This is a genomic window from Microbulbifer sp. ABM4_008 (assembly GCF_056311705.1).
This window is the reverse complement of record NZ_CM149970.1, coordinates 3353800-3373195: the sequence shown is the minus strand read 5'-3', so window position 1 is coordinate 3373195 and position 19396 is coordinate 3353800. Positions and strand designations below refer to the sequence as shown.

Here is a 19396-nt window from a genome sequence, read left to right as displayed (position 1 = left end):
GTTCCAAGTCATACAGCCTTTAGGCTAATAGCGGTTGGGTTATCAGCAATTAACCACACAGCGACAAGAAGCAGGCTGAGTGCAAAAAGCTTGTTTTGCAGATTTCTATTTTTATCGTTGATAAGTGCTTTCGATAAGGTCCGACCAAAAGCGATCCATGAGAAATGTGTCACAAAGTTGAGTATGGTGATCATAATAATCAAGGTGATAACACTGCTTTCATTGCTCTCCTCTTGCTTTGGTGCGAACACAGAGAACATAGTAATTACTATCATCCAAGCTTTAATATTCATACTTTGAATCAGCATTCCCTGCCAAATACTTACCGATTTGGTGGCAGTTTTTCCAGGCTCTTTATTAGGCTTTATAAAAACGTAAGCAAGGTAAATTAAGTAGATAGCACCAGTCCACTGTAAGAAGGTCATTACCATAGGGTAGTGAATTAGCCAGCTCATAAATCCGAAGCCAACTAATAAAGCCTTCATTAGAAATACAATGTCTATGCCTGCCAGTAAAGGTAAGGAGCGACGAATACCCAAGCTGGCTCCGGCTGCTGCAAAGGTGATATTGGCAGGTCCCGGGCTAAAAATTAGTGGGAACATTACTGCCAGCCAGGCTAATAGAAATTCTAAGCTCATATATATTACTCATGTCGCAGAAGAGATATTGCTATGAGAAATGGTTCACACTGTTTAACGGTGCGCTTTGTTTTCCCAGAGATAGGGGAGCTTAAAGGGAGTAGAAGGAAGGTTCTTGTACGAAATTGCGCTGTGCAGACTTTAAGTAGCGAGCAGGTGTGATACCGAAAGCACGCTTGAAGTTTCGACTCAAATGGCTCTGATCAAAAAAACCGCAGTCAATAGCCACCTCAGCCACCTGGGCTCCCGTACGAAATAATGCTCGGGCCCTTTGGGTTTTTAGGAGGATTAGGAATTGATGTGGAGGAACGCCAAACTGGGCATTAAAACTACGAATTAGCTGATATCGACTCATGCCAGTTAATTGGCACAACTCATCCAGTGTCACATTTCTTTGCCAGTTTTCCTGTAAATAAGCACGGGCCTTCAAGACTCCCTGTTTGTTAGACGATGACTTCGGGTAGATCTTTTGGTCGCCGTGACGGGCAAAGAGCTGGCTAATTGCCAGGATGAGTAGAGAGTCTGTTGAAAGGGATAAAGCGTTCATTTCAAGACTGCTATGTAGCTTGTAAAGGAGCTGAAAAAGCTCGGGATCATCCAATAGTGGCCCCTTCAAAAATGGTACGGGTGTTTGGTTAAGTAGAGTGTGTTCCCTGAGGGTTTCCTCAATAAGCGCCGTGTCAAAGTAAAACATACGATAGTGCCAACCAGAGTCACTTCCGGAAAAACCGGTATGAATCTCCCCTGGATTAAGCGCAGCAAGGGTTCCCTGAGGAATAGTCACTGTTTCACCGCGATAATCGAGCTTTTCTACGCCAGAAAGGAAGATTCCAATAGCGAGTTCATCATGCCAATGCTTGGCAAAGGAAAACTTATGGAAGTAGGCGTGAAAAAGCTCTATGCCGCAATGACTCGGACTTCGCCAAGCCTTAGAGAATTCCTTTCGCACTGATAACCCTCGTATGATAAATAACCATTACTTTACAGAAAGAAAGGGTGGTAAAGCAAAGTTACAGATGGGTGTGTAACAATTGAATAGTGGAGAGGTTCGGAGTGGTACTTTTGATATCGAGTGCCTTTGTTTGGTAAGCATTTACCTTACGAAATATAAATTGCCCATTCTTACTTCATAGCTCACTGGTTTTATCCTACCCGTGTACCAGCCAGGATTTGAAACCATTGTTCCTTCCAAAGAAAACCAACCACCTTTACCCTCCTCAACGAAGGCATATTTCTTCCCATTTGAATAAACTCCTGATCTGTATCTGATCAATCTATAGTACTCGGAGTCATCATATTTAACAGAAGCTTCCAATATCACAGGATCACCAGTAGCAGAGGAAATATAAATAAAGACTGGCAATTCATCTCGCCCAAATAACTTTGGCTTATCTACCAATAAGTTATCTATTGGAACAACTCTAAATTGATTTTTCCTTGCGTAATCTATAGGTTTATTTGACCTGAATACAATTGATATATAGAAAACTATACCTGTTAGGAAAATCATTAAAGTGATTTTGGTTAGGATTTTTCTTCGAATTTTATTCATATTGCTTAACGCCATGATTTTGGGTCCCGTGAGGAGGCGAGTTCTTTAATTGAAGCCTTCGAAGCCCAAGAATGGAGATCCAACCCTCATAGTAGGTGGCGTTGACTAGTCTTGTAAAGTGTAACGATATTACTTGAGTAATTTCATTACTAGTATGCCCCTCTTTTTTGTAGATGGCTCCTTAAGAAAGCCTATGATAGGCTGGGAACGATTTTCTTATATATTAACAACCGATCACCTTGCCGAAATTTAACGCATTCGATAAGCGGTTTTTGGAAAGTAGGGTGAGTTGTTCATTGCCGGGGCAGTGTAATCGAATGCATTGCTAAACGCCCTACGCTACGCCTTGCCATTTTTCTTTGCTAGGTACTCCTTAAAAGTCCAATACTGTACCCCCTGCATTTCTCTCTCCAGCTCATCCATATCATCGGGTCCAATTTCACTCGAAAACGGTTTTGAAAGTATTGAGCGTACTTGCGCTAGCCTATCACTTACCCTTGCACTCTGAAAATAATCAATAATTTCATCTTTCCACGCCTCTTCACCAAACTCGTGGTGTACTTTATTCATTTGATCCAGTGATACCACGAATTCATTGATATCTCTAAGAACCGACAGGATCTCTTCTTTGCTATATATTAGTTCATCCACTATAAAGATCTCTTTCTATAAGTCTTAAATGGGCGGCCGAGCAATCTGTTGTGAAGTTACGCCCGACTTGATTGTTAGATTGAATTTCGTATATCAGTCCTCGCGGGCAATAGTCAAAAGACAAATCGCCAAGAGTAAGGTTGCAAGAACACCCGATGCTCCGGCAGCGGAAGAGGGTAAATAGGAATCACGTCCAAACGTAATCGAAATAGCATTAGCAAACATTGCAATAACGCCAACTGAGGCAGTCAAACCTCCCAGCACTTTGGAGCTCCCATTCATTTTGGCAATTCCAAAAATAAGAGCAGCAAAGCCCAGCAAAAATTTCGCCGCGTAATAGATCATAAATGAAAAAGCCACAACGGCCCCCGCTGCAGCTCCAAGCGCCTCTAATTGGCTAGCGACCTCCCGAAATGGCATAAACATAGTGGCGCCAATGCTAACTTGCACCACATTGAATACAGAGCTGAATGCAATAGCGGACCACCCTACATGGTGGTTTTTAGTCTGCACCATGGCCGCTCCAGCAAAAGCTGAAAGAATGGTAAACAGCAAGCCCTCCAGCCCCCAGAAAAGTTGCCGTGAGGGGGTAATCTCTGCAACATACAGCATGGTAAAGAGTGCCTGTGTAACTACTAGCGCCAACAGCAGAAAAGCTATGATTTGGATATTTCGCGCATTGGTGAACTTCATAGTTAGATGCCTTGTATTTTCTATATATGGATCTTGCTTCTAAAGATAGGGGTTGGCCTTATTTATTTTATATCGAAATATTGGGATATGCGGCTTTCTCGAACCTAACTATATATTTATATCGGGTTATAGGAAAGCAAGCGTCCCCAACGAAAATTTTTAGATTGTATGTGTCAAAGTCTACTTTTTTAGGATCGGACCTCGCGATTGAGGTCGCATCATAGCTTAGCAAAATAGTTGTGAAAAAGAAGCGATTGTAAAAAAGAGCAATTTCTTCATTTTATTATCATATTGTTAAATGGGTATGTGAATGGTATTAGCGTAACTATCTGCGCCTAAAGATCTGCAAAAGACAGCTCGAAGTGAAGCATGGCTCGTCTAGCCCGTATGTTTTTTGAACGGTTATTCTGTTCCGGTTGCTGCCTGTTATATGTTTAGCCTTTCTGCCAGCCTTTGATAATTGAAGCAACTAAAGCTATGAAAATAACAAGTAAGAAATAGGTGGTTGCACTCGCCTTATAAATTAATGTTTAATCTGGTATGGTTGGCTCATCATCCCAAGCAGTTGGGCCAGAACGATTTACTGATACGAAAGGGCTGTATATAGATGCACTATGAGTCGAACGAAAAATGAGGCGATCATTTATAATAGTTTCGACATAACGTCCATCAGGGGCAAACACCTTTTCCCCTTTAATTCTTCCGACAGCAGTACCTGATCGACCGTAAATTTTTAGATCCTTACTCCGTAATTTTACTGACATGACAATTGGCCCGGATAGTTCTGTTTTTTGTATTCATCTCCCCTTTTCTAGAAACCCACATGTGGCTGGTAGTGGAAACCTGAGGGATTATGAATCTCTGCATGCAATGTGGCATGTATTCTCGCCAGTGGAGCATGAATTTAACACTTGTTGATCCACTAAGTGGGAACTTCTCATACCAAGAGGCGCGACAACCTTCTACAGCTTCGAACTCTCCAAATATGGCATAGCTATGAGCAATACCGATATTGTCGCCTTGGGCTGTTTCATAAAAGTAACCTTTTACCCGGAAGCTCGTCTCACCTTCAATGGGCTCACAAGAAAACATAACCTTAGTGTCCGCGATACATATTTCAGGTAAGGATAGTAATAAGATGATGAGTAACCTCATGAGCACCTATAACCGTTGGGAACGGAGTTAGTTTAGTTCTGCTGGCGTAGCGATAAAGCACAGCTGAAGCAATGCAGTGTCCGGCCAGCCCACATACGAACGGTGGTTAATGGCTTTATTATGAGGCTAAAAATTGGGTTTAAAGTAGATACCTAAGCCGAGTGCAGCCACAGCCAAACTAATGAAAATCTGAACAAAAAGACTAAAAAAGAAATTTAGAGCACCATGGGTGAGTGTGACTTCGATGATACCATTCATTTTACTTACATAAGTAAAGCTACCATCAATTGAATCTATGGCAGTTAGTATGCATAGCAAGAAGCCTGCTATAGCCAGGGTTGTACCACCGAATTTATCTCTCATAGTGCGTATGCGTCATAATGCCTCAATATGGCGAAGCCATGCTATTGCGGTCCAGCGATAAGGTGACATTGATTGACTTATTAGATTTTTCCTTGCTTAAGCATTGCTTCATACTGTTTTTTTACTAAGTAACCATAGGAAAATGATAGGGCGAGAAAGTAAATAAGTGACAGTACTACAACTATAGCGATGATGATCATTAGATTTGCTGATTTTATAGGTTCTAGTATTTCAGCACCCTGGCTACCCGCCAAAAGTAATATGCTCATCAGTAACAATGATACTATCCAAGATGCTAGTAGCGATATTAAGGCAAGTCTATTCTTCTCTGATTTAGTTGGTGGACGCTTATTATCCTGAACAAATTTTATTGCTGTCGCCATAGCCGAACCCATGAGTGCCCCCATTGTTGCGCCTGAATTTGAGTCAATTTCAAGAATGCTCAACACTATTGCCATGACTACCAACAATAACAAATAGATAACTCCAAAACGAACAGCATATTTACCTAGCTTGACTTGATTTTCCATGCTGGACCTCTTTGTCTTCAATCTAACGCTAAGTTCAGCTGACCGAATCCAGGGACGCGAAGCGGCGGCGGATTTGGGTCAGCAGGAACGACCTGTTAGAAAAATTCAGATTGAGTCTAAAAATGACGTAATTTGCTCGATTCTTTCTTTGGGATTTCCCCTAATCTCAATAACTCGAAAGCCACTAGAATCTTCAAGTTCATATATTAGATCTTGAAGTTGAATATCGACTTCTTTTCTCAGTTCTGGATTTTCCGATTCAGGACATCTTATTCTATCAGGGTTTTCCACCGGGACAAAAATGACAATGTCGATTAGCTCCATCGTTTCTAGAATTTGTTCGCGGTATTCTTCTAGTGATACCGAGTTATTATTTATAGTATTTATATAAGCGACGAAATCTAATGGGCAACGTTCAAACAGTCTATTGCTCTGACTACTTGTTATCAATTCAATGGAGTAGTCTAGCTGAGCTACAAAATCATCTTCACTTGGTGGGTCGCTGAATTCATGCCCCTTCTCTTCAAGCAGAATGTATGGCTCCTCTATAATTTCAAAGTTATCAAGCGAATCACCGAGATCGTCTAAAGTAGTTGTCTTTCCTGTGCAGTGCGAACCTGATATAGCAATTTTCATATTCTATTTTATTCCAATTGTTTTCTAATACGGCAATCAAGGCAGCATAGTTTGAGAGCTTTTTGTATAAAAAGGGGAGCGCAGCAGCTGTGCAAAAAATGCATAAGGTAAGACATCGGCTGCTTTGCGTTGTTATGGCGCAGTTAACTCCGCGTCTATGGAAAACTGGGTGAACAGTTTCTCTTTGCCTTGGGAAATCTTCCCTTCTTTTTCCAGCGCTCAATATCTTTTGATTTTAATGAAGGCTCTGAGATCTGAATTTGTCGTATTGATTCCTTTAACAGTTCTTGCCCGTTTGCATCGGCCATGGATAGACGATCCAGTAAATCTAGAGCGAGATTATTTTTGTTCGGAACAATCCCAATATGTTAAATGCTGATTAAGCCCGATACCTACTTCAAAACTATCTGGTAGATTTTCTACCGCCTGAGTTTAATATCATTCCTGAGCTGATCAAGTGATTAAAATGAGATGTGAATTTTTCACAAATCACGCCTTCATTGTCAGATACTGATATCCCTATATTTTCTAGGACCAAGAATTATCCAGACACTTTCAATCCAACTGTCACTTTCAGATGGGCTATCAGCTTTTCTAGATAGGCCCTATCTATTTCCGTATAACCTCACTAGAATCATAACGCTTGCCGCACAGGCGAGCAACTTGTTGCGAGTCCAGCGCACTACGTGCGCGCTTGTGCCGGCTCTTGTTAAATTCCGTAGCTTGGTTATAAGTACTTAGATCTGGCAATTGCCTGGTTCTTTTGAACCATGTCTATGCATTGCTTTGCGAAAACATGGATCTGTTGACCTTCTGAGCTCGACAAACCGAATTCATTAAATAACTCAGTACTTGACAACCCTTGATTAGCACCTAACTCCAGTCCAGCGACCATCCAAACTATGCCATCGGAGTCCTTTTCGCCATATGCTCCTTCAATCATTGCATAGCCGTAATTGTACATGGACTGTCCATCGCCAATGTAGGCAGCTTGCTTCAAGTAAGCCAGAGCTTTTTGCTCGTTCACTTCTACCCCTACACCGCTCTTATATCTGACCGACAGATCTGCAAGGGCTACCTCGTAATTTTTTTCACTCGCTTTTCCTACAAGAGCAAATGCCTTCTGGCTCGATTGTTCCACTATGAGGCCTTGTTGATAGAAAGCGGCTAGGTTATATTGACTCGGTGCATGTCCCTTATCTGAGGCTTTCTTATAAAAGGTATATGCTGCTTCTTTACTCTCTTTACCACCCAAACCATTAGAATACATTGTTCCTAACGCATACATAGAGTAAGCACTACCCTGATTTGCACTGGCCTCGCAAGCCCCCCTTGCTTCCAAGTAGTTTTCTTTCTTGACCAACTCCCTACATTGAGCCTCTCCTTCACTCTGGCCGATATCCTCAGAGCCAACGCCTACCTTCACCCCACACCCTAGTGTTTGCGACACGGCAAATACTAAAACAGAAAGAGAAACTATTTTCATATTTTTGTCCTGATACTTCGTGATTCAGAATTTAACGCCGCAATTTGCGCGACGGAGTGGGATGGCGACTTGTTTGCGTGTTTTTGCAAACAAGGTGACAGCTCACGGAGTTCCGCAAGATTGCTTGGTTATGCGGCACGCCATACCCCTCTAGTTAAAAGGCCCCCAAGAAGAAACGCAGGAGGAACATAAATTGGCCAATACCACAACAGAGGGTTGCGCCCAAGATGACTAAACCCATGCCATAAGAGAAATAGAAGCATTGGAAGAGCCACCAAACAACCTAATAAGAAAGTTAATGATACTTTTTTGCTAGGAAGTATTGCAGATGTTACAGCACCAGCAACCAGGCTAGCGATTACCGGAGGAATTAACCCAGAAACTTTTAGCTGCATAAATATTGGATGTGAAGTAGCAATAGAAAACCAAAGGATTACAGCTAAAGCTGAGCCCAAAGTGAATGCTAGAATATATCGAAGTTTATGATTCATTTTTACGCATAACGACCACAGCACGGGCGGCTGGAGCGCAGCGTAGGCCGTCCCGCGAAGGACCAAAGGGCCGTAGCAACGTGCCTGTGATTGTTAGCTGCCTTTGCGTAATTGCTCATTATATATTTCCTGTATCTCAGCATGACCAACTACTCTTGAGCCTTCTAGAACCTCCAGATTAGCACCAGTCTCTAGGCATTTTGGGTATGCCTCTGGCGTGATGAATTTAACAAATGCTAGAGTGCGCCTGTTAGGTTCCGCAATCCCCGTATCAATAAACCAATGAATTGTAGTCGTGAGGTAGTCGGCTTTAACCCTGTAATGAGGTCGGTATCCATTCTTTACGATAATATCTTTACCGGAAAGACATACCTGCACAAGAGCATCAGGCTCCCAGTCTGGATTTTCAATTCTATCGAATTTATCAGATATCACATTTGTCTCTTACAACAGTTAACGCTCTAATAACCGGCAGCCGAAGCGTCGCGTAGGCTGTCCGGCGCGCGCCTTTCGCGCGCGAAGTTCATTAGCTTGTTAAGCATGGCTACCTAACAAGCTCCAATGCTCGACGGTTATATGCTTCTGCAAAATTTACATTCTCAGAGCACGTAGATGGATCCAAACTTAACCCTAAAGATTTACACCCTAGAGGGTCCGTGACATACCCGATTTTTACAGAGCTACCTTCCAGTGAGCGTAGAAATTCGAGCGCATCCTTACGATCCAAGCCATAGAGATAGAGCCGACTACTCTCAATACGGCCTTTGAATACTATGAAGCCTTGATCGAAATCTGATTTAGCTTCCTCAGCGCCCATCTCGGCACCAGCTTCATTAGAGGAAACCTCCTCAATAACCTTCTCACTACTTTGTATTTGTGTAAATAACACAGCCGAAAGAGTAAGAAGAACCGCTACCCCCAAAATCACTATATTCTTAGATATATGCTTAACATTTATATAGTAATCATTCTGATCACTATTATCCTGATTACTATCTCGGAATCAATCTAGTTGGAGAGAGATAAATTTTCATTTTAAATCAGAAGGTTATACGAATTTGGGCTAATCGTACAAAATGGAAAAACGATCATCATGACTACTATCAAGCAATATCAGAAAGCTCTTAACTTGTTGAATTATATACTATTTCAGAGTTATTTATCGTTAGTAAGAAAATAACGGTCATGATGATCGAAAATCTGACGAGCTAGCGCTTGCTAACTTTATTTGGGCCTCGTGTAAGATAGGTTGAAACGGCAAAAACATACAGAAAGTGGGCTATAAACAGAGTGGAATTCTAGGAACTGTTGCTCTGGATAACTGATGATTTAGTGGTGGAAGTCTAGTGGGGAAAATTGGCTCTATTTTTGATTGAAGTAGTAATTTGGGTGGGGTTATTTGCTTAAAAGATCAAAGTATTAACTCGGCTAAGGAGAGGTTCTGGCTCTCCTTAGCCGAGTTAAGGACGTGAAGCAGCTAAAGGGCAAGGCTGTGTGTAGTATTGTTGCTTGACACTGATCATTGAGAGCTGGTTGAGCGGCTAGCTTCTATAGTGGCGATGTGAGTACATTATTGAACTTACGTGAAAGCTATTTTTGAGTGTTAGTGATTTTACTGTACGCAGGATGAGGATCTCGATAGATCTTGCTGGCTTTGAAAGCCTGTCAATTCAATCAAGCATGGGATTTGAAATACTGTACACAAAGCCGCTGCTTCAGCTCTTCCCCTTGTAGGGTTTACGAGCTATAGACTCACTAAGTAGTGCAAAATCAAACTTGTGATCAGTAGCTACTATCTATTACCGCTTGTTCTTTTTAATACGCAGATAGACCTCCTCACGGTGCACGGATATTGACTTTGGGGCGTCTATGCCGATGCTTATCTGGTTTCCCTTAACTTCCAATACTGTGATTGAGATCTTTGCCCCAATTCTGAGGTTTTCACCAACTCGGCGGTTTAAAATTAACATATTCCGTTCCTGCTGAATTGCAAAATTGAAGGTGGTCTTCCGCAGTGGGAAGACTCAAGAAGTAATGTGTGGGGTTTGAAAGCGGTGGGGCGCGAGAACGATAGGCATAGAAGAAGAAAAGGCGGGCGCAACGCTCCCAGAGCTTGAGGACACTCTCCAAGCTGCTGAATCTACTCCACTTTATTGAAGACGAGCGGGTATCTAGCGTATGATGCATATAGCCAGTGCGTCCTGAGTATTTTTTTATTTTTTTATTTATTTTTATAAATAAAAAAATACGTGCTATCCAGGAGATGGAGGTCGGCCCTCCGTTATCGCTTTGCAGGAAGTGGTAACAAACCGCCTCAAGGTGATCGGAGTAAAGAGCTTTGGTTAGAAGCGCTTGAGGAAAAGGCGTACGAGATACGTCAGGTATGTTGTGTAGAGACGAATGCAAATGAACCACTGATGAGGTGTCGAAAGCGTATTACCAAGATGATGTCAAAACCCGTGCACTGGCTAAGTGCGGGGATAAGCTTGGAGGTTACCTGTTTACCGACCGAGTGGCATCCGGCATAGAGGTGGCGTGAACACACAACAGGCTTTTGGGTGGAACAGGAGAACCTGTCGTCCAGGTGTTAAGGAAGAGCGTCAAGTAGAGGCCCTACAAGACGTTGAGTACCAAGACTGGTCACAGGGGCGGAACAACCCGTAGTAGTGGAGAAGCGGCTGTAATGGACGTGGAGCGAAGGGGTTGTCGTATTCGGCGACTAACCGTGTAATCAACCCAGATGGGGAGGAATTAACGATTAGCGCAAAGCCATTCAATATTCCCAAGCGAGCGGTTTGGGGAGCGTGGAAGCAGATCAAGGCTAATGGCGGCGGAGCGGGGATTGATGAGATAACGATAGAGCAATACGAATCGAGTCTCGTCAAAAACCTTTACAAGCTATGGAATCGGATGTCATCTGGCAGCTATTTTCCATCAGCCGTCAAACGAGTGGATATTCCGAAACTCGATGGCAGCCTGCGACCACTGGGTATCCCCACAATCGAAGATCGCATTGCACAAATGGTGGCTAAGCAACTGCTGGAGCCAGAATTGGAGAAGGTATTTCACCCTGACTCCTACGGCTATCGGCCAGGCAAATCTGCTATAGACGCAGTGCGTCGAGCTCGACAACGATGCTGGGATAGAATCTGGGTAGTTGATTTAGATATCAAAGGTTTCTTTGACAATATTAATCACGAACTCCTACTGAAGGCATTGGATAAACATAATGATCATCGGTGGGTCAGACTCTATGTGCAGCGCTGGTTGACGGCTCCGGTACAACATCAGGATGGACAGCTTGAAGAGCGAACACAAGGCACTCCACAAGGGGGCGTAATCAGCCCACTGTTGGCGAACTTGTTTTTGCACTACGCGCTGGACGTCTGGATGGTAAGAACGCACAGAGATATTCCTTTTGAGCGTTACGCGGATGATGCTGTTTACCATTGTCGTAATCCCCGGGAAGCGGATCGCTTACTGGCGGCTCTAAAAGCACGCCTGACTACCTGCGGGCTTGAGGCTCATCCAGAGAAAACGCGCAAGGTCTATTGCAAGAACAGTAATCGTAAAGACTCCCACCCAGTGATCCACTTTGACTTTCTGGGGTTTCGATTTGGTCCCAGAAAAGCAAGGAATCGCCAAGGACAGATCTTCACCGCATTTAGTCCTTCAATGAGTCCTAAGGCCTTCAAGAGGATTAAGGATAAGGTCAGGCAATGGCGAGTAATAAACTGGGTGGATCGATCACTATCTGAAATGGCAAAAGTACTTAATCCCGCAATACAGGGTTGGCTGAACTACTATGGTCACTTTGGGCGGAGATATGGTGTTTATCGGCTACAGAAGTATCTTGATCAAACGCTGATGCGTTGGGCCAGGAAGAAGTTTAAACATCTGAAGCGAAGCTGTTTTAAGAGTTGGGTCTTTATTGGAAAGGTTCGTCAACAAATGCGTGGCTTGTTTGCACACTGGAGAATGGGAAGCTTGAAAATGTGCTGAATACGAAGAGCCGTATGAATTGAGAGGTTCACGTACGGTTCTGTGAGAGGTTGAAGGGGAAGTTCCTTTGGTCTACTCGACTTTTGATAGTGTCTGTATCAATTTGGTTAGCTGACCCAGGGTGTTGGTAGCACCTTGGGTCAGCGCCTTTTACTTATTCTTATATTGCTCTAGCGTTCTCCTTTAAGTAGATGAGTCTTTTTCAGACTTCTTAGGTCTCTCTTGTAGCTTATTTGGACCTCATAGAGACTCATTCAAGTAAACTTTATATGCCGATACATATCCATCGATTTTACGTAGCTTTGATATTAAAACAAACTTAATAAAATCTAATAAGATCATTTTTGTGCCTATATTTTGTAAATTTGCACTTCTAACTCATTGAATCACTGGTAGTGAACCTCAGGTTGAAAAATCTACTTTTAAACTTTAGGTTCGAGGTTTGTATGGCTTGCTAGCCGAATTAGGTGGTTCCGAGTTAGGGTGTTAGTAGGTTTGGATGTCTTAATTTTGCGGGATGACTCTACCTGTTAATATGGAGTTCCCTTCTAATTCGGCTGGGCTTTCTCTTTTGTGGGATGCTTTCTTAGTTTATTTAACTGGCAAGGTCGCTAGTAAATATAATTATCCACAATCCACCAAAAATAGAAATTACTTTTCGATCCTGTGCTTTTGGCTAGCTCTTTCATTTCACTAAGGCTATGTCTATCGAAGTAGCTCTGATCCAAAATTACCCCTAGGGGATTGGTTAGGGTGTTCAAGTTTTCTCGTGGATCATCTTCGAGCAACAATAGTTCAGCATTAAAGCCTGTGGAAACGGAGCCCACCTTATCGCTAATACCCAGTGCTTTTGCTGGGTGATGGGTTGCTGCTCGCAATACATCTTGAACAGGAATCCCCACCTCCACTAATCGTTGCATTTCTTGAATAGTGCCCAAGCCGTTGGGCGTATAGAAGGTTCCTCCGTCTGACGCTATCAGTATCTCAACACCGGCTTGGTTTAGCTGCTTGGCCATATCCCCGAAAATGTTGGATTTACCCTGCCAATCCTGTTGCGCTTTAGCGCTATGTATCCCATTAACCTTCTGCTCACCCATTGCTTTTATCGCGGGGTGATTGAGCTTGAGATCACCAGCTACGCTGTGCCAATAATCTGGCCCAAGCTGCGCGACCTGTGCTACGTTGTCATATACGATTAATGTAGGGCTAACTGGTACGTTGCTATCTAATAGTTGCTGCACAATTTCATCGAAGCTCTCCTGCTGATAATCGTAGTTCAAATGTGCCTGAAAGATCATTTCCACATGCTCTAATGACTGCGGTTTAGCCGATAAGTATTCATGGAGAGTAAGACCAAAAGGAGGGTGGCCAGCTAAAGGCATGCCGAGCTTCTGCGCCTCATCGGCTATAGCGAAGAAAACCTCACGGGATAAACCGTCATAAACTTTAACTTGCTGGTACCCCTGTTGATATTGCTGGCGAACCAGCTGGCGAGCCTCTTCTTTACTACCAATAAACTTGTGGTGTCGGCCACTGGCATAGTGGGAATGTTGATTTACAGGTGCACCGGATAACACCATATGCGGGCCGGCTATATCCCCAGTATCGATCCATTTTTTAAGAATACGCTGAGGGGAATTGCCAGCCATAACTCTTGTGCGAGTGACTCCGTGCGCTAACATAGCTAATAGATCGGATCGACCCCATACATGGCTGTGCATATCGATTAAGCCTGGCATCACATATTTACCCAGACCATTAATCCTCAGCTCGCCTTCAATCTCAGGTATTACATCTCTAGTTATTTGGGCAATTCTTCCACCTTGAATGACGAGGTTTTGGTTACTTGCGGCTGTATTATGCTGGGTGTCGATGACTGTGATATCGGTAATTACAATGCGAGCATTCTGTTCAGCTAACCCGTAGGAAGAGGGAGGGATGTACCATGCACATCCCCAAGATCCGAGCGCAGCAACGCTAATGAACACTAAAATAGCTACCGCTGCTTTCCATGAACGAGAAAAATAGGAAGATAACTTCATAATGACCTCTTGCGAATCAAAGAGGCCAAAATGCCAAAATTATCAGCTTCTAGCGTCCGAAATCCAGATTCTGCACGTCCAAAGTAACCATTATTGGGGTTTTGCTACTAAATACTGACTAGGAGTCATCCCAAGGTGGCGTTTAAACAGGCTGTTGAAGCTAGATTTAGAGTTAAAGCCCGCTTCAAGTGCAATATCGAGGAGACGAACTTTTTTGTCCGAATCACTCTCTTTTACTGAATCAAGTTGCGAAACTACATCTGCCAAACGTTGGGCATTAACATAGTCATTAAAGTTACCGCCATAGCCCTGATTGATGGCCCAGGAAATATCTTTCTCTCCAAGCCCTGTATGTTGTGCCAAGTCCCGGAGGGATAGCCTTGGTAGGCGATAGAGCTGTTGACTATGAACCTGTTTGTTAAGCTCCTCGAAAAGCGTATCCGCCTGAGTCGTTTCGTCAGCTTTGCACTTTCCCTTGTCACAACCCCCTATTACGGATAAGCCCAGGGCTTGTTCACCATCTGTTAAACCCGCAAATAGCTGCGGTTCCCTAACTGCGCGAATTACAAGCAAAGCAACAATCAAAAAATAGCTCAGCTGCATAACAAGGTACCATCTGAGCAAAAGAGGAGTGGGTAAGTAAGGTTGCAAGTTATGCCGCACTGCATCCACCAGTGCAACGCAAACCAGAACCCATAGGATACGCTTAACCCAATCAGCTCTCAATTTGTTAGCATCGGAGCGGTTTTGGGGCAAGATATGTTGATATCGAATAAGCGCTTTTATACTTAATGAGAAGTAAACAATCTGACTTAAGGTACCGGCCGCTAAAACCCACTGGGGCCAGTGATTAAATAATAAACTGATTGCTGCTGGTGCTAAGTGCACCCAGTGTTTACTTTGTTGTTGATAACTGGCGGATATTAATTGTGCAACTACGGCAAAAAATAATGGACCCATCAATAATGAGAACGAAGGCGTGATTAAATAGCCAAGATTAACTACTTTTGTTTCTTCTACAAAATTAAATGTCATCAACAATGCAGTGGCGCCTAACAAGTATCGTATTGCTGTAAAACGGTTTTGCGCCCAAAGTAATGCAATACCTAGAATCGATAGGGTGATAAAGGCTATCTGTAAAAAATTAGATGCGGAGTAATTTACCATATTTGCTCAAATAATAATCTATAAGTCGATAAGCAGAATTTCTTAAATGGGAACATCGTTCGAAGCTTCCTGTATTTGATCATACTGGGTGACTACTTATGGAGCCTCTGAACAAGCCTACAGGCCCTAAAGGGGGGGAATGCCACAGCTGCTGCGTTTCAACCAGGTCATTTTCGGTGAGCTGTGCCTAACGTCTGCAGCCTTCAAGATCCGCAGGGGTATTATGGAGCTATTCAGAGTCACTCTAAGTGTAACTTCCCAAAGTATGGGGCGGAGTGAAGCTGAGATCGATTACTTGAAGTACGCGAGTATACCTCTACTTGTTGTGAGTCTTATTCAACACGACAAAAATATTCTCTAAATTCCCATTTTGTTACTGGCAATGAGTAGCAGTTATTTTCGTATTTTAAAATCCGTGTCTCATCAGAAGTGGAGAGTTCGTCGTAATATGTGATACGAATCGTATCGGCACTCAAGACTTCGATCGTATGTGGTGAAAATGTCAATACCCCCGGCTTTTCCCCTATGATGTAAGTTGCAAACGAATCTACTCGAACTACATTCACGAGACGCCCAAAGAAATTGGAGCGGAAGAGCATTTGGGTTTTCTCGGGTATCTCCTCCACGCTGTTCATGCTGGCTAAAGTCTTTTTTTCATTTGATTGCCAAGTTCCCACATAGAAGAGGTTTTCATCTGCTATGACAAATGGTGTAAAAAGAAGTAATGCCAAAGTTAAATATAGTTTCATGTTCTTACTTTTAACATTTGTGCCGCAGTAAATCTGATCTTTATTATCCCGATTGTTATCTTGGAATCAATTGGAGTTGAAACCGGAAGACCTATGTAGGAGTAGAATGTGGTAGCGATCCTGTCCGATCGTACCAGGTTCAGGCGCTATAAATATAAAGATGTACAGTAAAAAAGGCTTCAGAGATGCTGAATGAATCGTGTGTTAGGTCGGCTGGAACCTAATGATCCATGATTTTGAAAAAATAATCGAAGTTTTAGAAGATCTATTTCAGTCGCTAACTGTTTAAGCTGTAGCAACTGCAAATGTGTAGAAGCTGGCAGGTAACGCAAAGATATTTGGGGGCAGGGGGAGTGGTAAATTGAGGGCAGGGAGAATGGCTGCGGGCAATCCCGCAGCCATTGGGACTTATTTCCAGTTCAGGATAACCTTACCGGATTCACCAGATCCCATGGTATCGAAGCCTTGTTGGAAGTCATCGATCGAAAACTGGTGAGTGATAATTGGGGTTAAATCCAGACCGGATTGAATCAGGCTGGCCATTTTGTACCAGGTCTCAAACATCTCACGGCCGTAAATACCTTTGATCATCAGGCCTTTAAAAATAACCTGCCCCCAGTCGATCGCCATTTCACCTGCGGGGATGCCGAGCATGGCAATTTTGCCCCCGTGATTCATTGCGGCGATCATATCGCGGAAGGCAACGGGTACGCCGGACATCTCCAGGCCAACATCAAAGCCTTCGCTCATTCCCAGCTCGTTCATCACATCGCTGAGGTTTTCCTTGGCAACGTTTACGGCGCGGGTAGCGCCCATCTTGCGTGCCAGGTCCAGGCGGTATTCATTGATATCGGTGATAACTACATGGCGTGCGCCAACATGTTTGGCGACTGCTGCAGCCATAATACCGATAGGGCCGGCGCCGGTAATCAGTACATCTTCGCCCACCAGGTCGAAAGACAGGGCCGTGTGTACCGCATTACCGAGGGGATCGAAAATAGAGGCGAGATCGTCAGAAATGTTATCCGGGATCTTGAAGGCATTGAGCGCGGGGATTACCAGATACTCGGCAAAAGCTCCGGGGCGGTCTACACCGACACCGTAAGTGTTGCGGCACAAGTGGCGGCGGCCGGCGCGACAGTTGCGGCAGTGGCCGCAAGTAATATGGCCTTCACCGGAAACACGGTCGCCCATCTGGAAACCTGCAACTTCCTGCCCCATACCGACAACTTCACCCACATATTCGTGGCCAACCACCATAGGGACAGGAATAGTCTTTTGAGACCATTCATCCCAGTTGTAGATATGCATGTCGGTACCGCAAATCGCGGTTTTGTGAATCTTGATCAGCAGGTCGTTGTGGCCCGGTGTGGGTATTTCCACATCGGTAAGCCAGATTCCCACTTCAGATTTCAGCTTGGATAGTGCTTTCATTGTTTTTAAAACTACAAATGGCAGGGCGCGGTGCCGCTCCGGTGAATTCCTTGTGAGAATTACCGTATCAGCACCGCTGTTTGGTTTAGATAATATTCAGTTCGCGGCCAACTTCAATGAAGGCATCGATACACTGGTCGAGCTGCTCGCGGGTGTGGGCGGCGGACATCTGGGTGCGGATGCGGGCCTGGCCCTTGGGCACTACTGGATAGAAGAAGCCCACTACGTAGATGCCGCGCTCCAGCATTTTGTCAGCCATTTTCTGCGCCAGGGCAGCATCGCCAATCATCACCGGGATGATCGGGTGGTCGGCACCAGCCAGGGTAAAGCCGGCTTCGGACATGCGCTTGCGGAAGTATGCGGAGTTGTCGCGCAGCTGTTCACGCAGCTCGCCGCCTTCAGTCAGCATATCCAACACTTTCAGGGAGGCGGTGACGATCGCTGGGGCTACGGAGTTGGAGAACAGATAGGGGCGCGAACGCTGGCGCAGCATATCGATAATTTCCTTGCGACCAGAAGTAAAGCCGCCGGAAGCGCCCCCCAGGGCCTTGCCCAGGGTGCCGGTAATAATATCGACGCGGTCAATCACATCGCAGTATTCATGGGTGCCACGGCCGTGGTCACCGAGGAAGCCCACTGCGTGGGAGTCGTCCACCATTACCAGGGCATTGTACTGGTCGGCCAGATCGCAAACGGCTTTGAGGTTGGCGATAACTCCGTCCATAGAGAAAACGCCGTCAGTGGCGATCAGTTTGGTCTTGGCGCCAGCGGCGTCTGCGGCCTGTAGCTGCTTCTCCAGTTCCGCCATATCGTTGTTGGCGTAGCGGTAGCGCTTGGCTTTACACAGGCGCACGCCGTCGATGATGGAGGCGTGGTTGAGGGAGTCGGAGATGATGGCATCTTCCGGGCCCAGCAGTGTTTCAAACAGGCCGCCATTGGCGTCGAAGCAGGAGGTGTAAAGAATGGTGTCTTCGGTTTCCAGGAATTCAGACAGGCGCGATTCCAGCGCTTTGTGAATGTCCTGGGTGCCGCAGATAAAGCGCACCGATGCCATGCCGAAGCCGTACTGTTCGAGCCCTTCTTTGGCCGCTTCAATCAGGTCCGGGTGGTTGGCCAGGCCCAGGTAGTTGTTTGCACAAAAATTCAGTACCTGGGTGTCGTTGTTCACCTGGATCTCAGCGGCCTGCTGGGAGGTAATAATCCGCTCGCGTTTGTACAGGCCGTCTGCATCGATCTGTTTGAGTTCGCTGCGCAGGTGCTCAAAGAATTGTTCTGGCTTTGACATGGTATTGTTTTTAGCTCCTGTCGGGTGCTCTTGGCACAGGGTAACGGGCGCGAGCTCGCGGCGCCTGTTGGTTCTACTTTATCCCGCCAGTTCGCAGGCCTCATGGGCCGAAATAGGGTGCTCACTGGCGCGGCAACTGGTGGCAAATTTTAATGCCTCTTCGGCAGTGTCGAACAGTAGTTGCCACAACAACTGACGATCACCTCTTCTCACCGCGCGTACTGCCGTGTGGCTTCTTTGGCTGGCGATTTGAATTTCGATAATGTCTTTACTGGAAAACGGTGATTCGGACATGGTCCCTCCAATGGTAAAACTATGGAGGACTGACGTGGAAGCGGCGAAGTGATGTTCGCTAATCCGGTTGGTTTGCTCTGGTAGAGCCCCATCCTCCCTGCAGGCCTTGTGTGCCGCAGAGAGAGAACCACCTTGCCCCGGTCGGCAGGTTGGCGTTGGCGTCAGCCACTCTCGTGATGTGCGAGCAAAGATAACGGGGAGGGGATTAGCAGTCAACAGTACCGCCCC

Annotated in this window: 20 protein-coding genes and 1 riboswitch; of the genes, 1 reads left to right on the top strand and 19 read right to left on the bottom strand. The window is 44.8% G+C overall.

Annotation, left to right across the window (positions count from 1 at the left end; translation table 11 throughout):
* Window positions 1-8 precede the first annotated feature (8 nt).
* From ACYX4J_RS14560 to csrA, 13 genes are all read right to left on the bottom strand, one after another.
* A complete protein-coding gene (locus tag ACYX4J_RS14560; RefSeq protein WP_444905903.1) occupies window positions 9-638 on the bottom strand; it encodes a LysE family translocator in 630 nt (209 codons plus the stop codon).
* 91 nt (window positions 639-729) lie between these two features.
* The gene (locus ACYX4J_RS14555) at window positions 730-1587 is read right to left on the bottom strand and encodes an AraC family ligand binding domain-containing protein (RefSeq protein WP_476176909.1); all 858 of its coding nucleotides are present in this window, start codon (window positions 1585-1587) and stop codon (window positions 730-732) included.
* A gap of 144 nt (window positions 1588-1731) precedes the next feature.
* Window positions 1732-2190: a hypothetical protein gene (locus tag ACYX4J_RS14550; protein WP_476176908.1), complete on the bottom strand. Its 459-nt coding sequence runs from the start codon at window positions 2188-2190 to the stop codon at window positions 1732-1734.
* A gap of 339 nt (window positions 2191-2529) precedes the next feature.
* Window positions 2530-2841, bottom strand: a complete 312-nt coding sequence (locus ACYX4J_RS14545) for a hypothetical protein (protein ID WP_475713266.1) — start codon at window positions 2839-2841, stop codon at window positions 2530-2532.
* Window positions 2842-2934: 93 nt separating this feature from the next.
* Window positions 2935-3534 (bottom strand): thiamine biosynthesis protein ThiC, encoded by a 600-nt coding sequence (locus ACYX4J_RS14540; RefSeq protein WP_476176907.1) that lies wholly within the window; start codon window positions 3532-3534, stop codon window positions 2935-2937.
* A gap of 1281 nt (window positions 3535-4815) precedes the next feature.
* Entirely contained in the window at window positions 4816-5052 is a 237-nt protein-coding gene (locus tag ACYX4J_RS14535) for a hypothetical protein (RefSeq protein WP_476176906.1), read from the bottom strand.
* Window positions 5053-5132: 80 nt separating this feature from the next.
* Window positions 5133-5582, bottom strand: coding sequence for an ABZJ_00895 family protein (locus ACYX4J_RS14530; protein ID WP_476176905.1), 450 nt, complete (start codon window positions 5580-5582; stop codon window positions 5133-5135).
* A 105-nt stretch (window positions 5583-5687) separates the two neighbouring features.
* A complete protein-coding gene (locus ACYX4J_RS14525) occupies window positions 5688-6218 on the bottom strand; it encodes an AAA family ATPase (RefSeq protein WP_476176904.1) in 531 nt (176 codons plus the stop codon).
* 727 nt (window positions 6219-6945) lie between these two features.
* Window positions 6946-7704: a tetratricopeptide repeat protein gene (locus tag ACYX4J_RS14520; protein WP_444917896.1), complete on the bottom strand. Its 759-nt coding sequence runs from the start codon at window positions 7702-7704 to the stop codon at window positions 6946-6948.
* Between the two features lie 128 nt (window positions 7705-7832).
* Window positions 7833-8195, bottom strand: coding sequence for a hypothetical protein (locus ACYX4J_RS14515; protein WP_444905574.1), 363 nt, complete (start codon window positions 8193-8195; stop codon window positions 7833-7835).
* Between the two features lie 93 nt (window positions 8196-8288).
* Complete coding sequence (locus ACYX4J_RS14510) at window positions 8289-8630, bottom strand: hypothetical protein (RefSeq protein WP_476176903.1); 342 nt, start codon at window positions 8628-8630, stop codon at window positions 8289-8291.
* A gap of 109 nt (window positions 8631-8739) precedes the next feature.
* Window positions 8740-9123, bottom strand: a complete 384-nt coding sequence (locus ACYX4J_RS14505; protein WP_476176902.1) for a hypothetical protein — start codon at window positions 9121-9123, stop codon at window positions 8740-8742.
* An 871-nt stretch (window positions 9124-9994) separates the two neighbouring features.
* On the bottom strand, window positions 9995-10165 hold the full coding sequence (csrA, locus tag ACYX4J_RS14500; protein ID WP_444916573.1) for a carbon storage regulator CsrA: 171 nt from the start codon (window positions 10163-10165) through the stop codon (window positions 9995-9997).
* Between the two features lie 733 nt (window positions 10166-10898).
* Here csrA and ltrA point away from each other — a divergent pair.
* Window positions 10899-12197, top strand: coding sequence for a group II intron reverse transcriptase/maturase (gene ltrA, locus ACYX4J_RS14495; RefSeq protein ID WP_444932862.1), 1299 nt, complete (start codon window positions 10899-10901; stop codon window positions 12195-12197).
* 611 nt (window positions 12198-12808) lie between these two features.
* On the opposite strand, the gene ACYX4J_RS14490 is transcribed toward ltrA, so the two are convergent.
* The 6 genes from ACYX4J_RS14490 to ACYX4J_RS14465 form a co-directional block, all read right to left on the bottom strand.
* Window positions 12809-14239, bottom strand: a complete 1431-nt coding sequence (locus ACYX4J_RS14490) for an amidohydrolase family protein (protein WP_476176901.1) — start codon at window positions 14237-14239, stop codon at window positions 12809-12811.
* Between the two features lie 90 nt (window positions 14240-14329).
* Entirely contained in the window at window positions 14330-15406 is a 1077-nt protein-coding gene (locus ACYX4J_RS14485; protein WP_476176900.1) for a helix-turn-helix transcriptional regulator, read from the bottom strand.
* 332 nt (window positions 15407-15738) lie between these two features.
* Window positions 15739-16155 (bottom strand): hypothetical protein, encoded by a 417-nt coding sequence (locus ACYX4J_RS14480; protein WP_476176899.1) that lies wholly within the window; start codon window positions 16153-16155, stop codon window positions 15739-15741.
* Window positions 16156-16563: 408 nt separating this feature from the next.
* On the bottom strand, window positions 16564-17589 hold the full coding sequence (tdh, locus tag ACYX4J_RS14475) for an L-threonine 3-dehydrogenase (RefSeq protein WP_444915997.1): 1026 nt from the start codon (window positions 17587-17589) through the stop codon (window positions 16564-16566).
* An 85-nt stretch (window positions 17590-17674) separates the two neighbouring features.
* A complete protein-coding gene (locus ACYX4J_RS14470; RefSeq protein WP_282933632.1) occupies window positions 17675-18874 on the bottom strand; it encodes a glycine C-acetyltransferase in 1200 nt (399 codons plus the stop codon).
* 78 nt (window positions 18875-18952) lie between these two features.
* Complete coding sequence (locus ACYX4J_RS14465; RefSeq protein ID WP_108732493.1) at window positions 18953-19168, bottom strand: hypothetical protein; 216 nt, start codon at window positions 19166-19168, stop codon at window positions 18953-18955.
* A 58-nt stretch (window positions 19169-19226) separates the two neighbouring features.
* Window positions 19227-19353: riboswitch (SAM-I-IV-variant riboswitch) on the bottom strand.
* Between the last annotated feature and the right edge of the window lie 43 nt (window positions 19354-19396).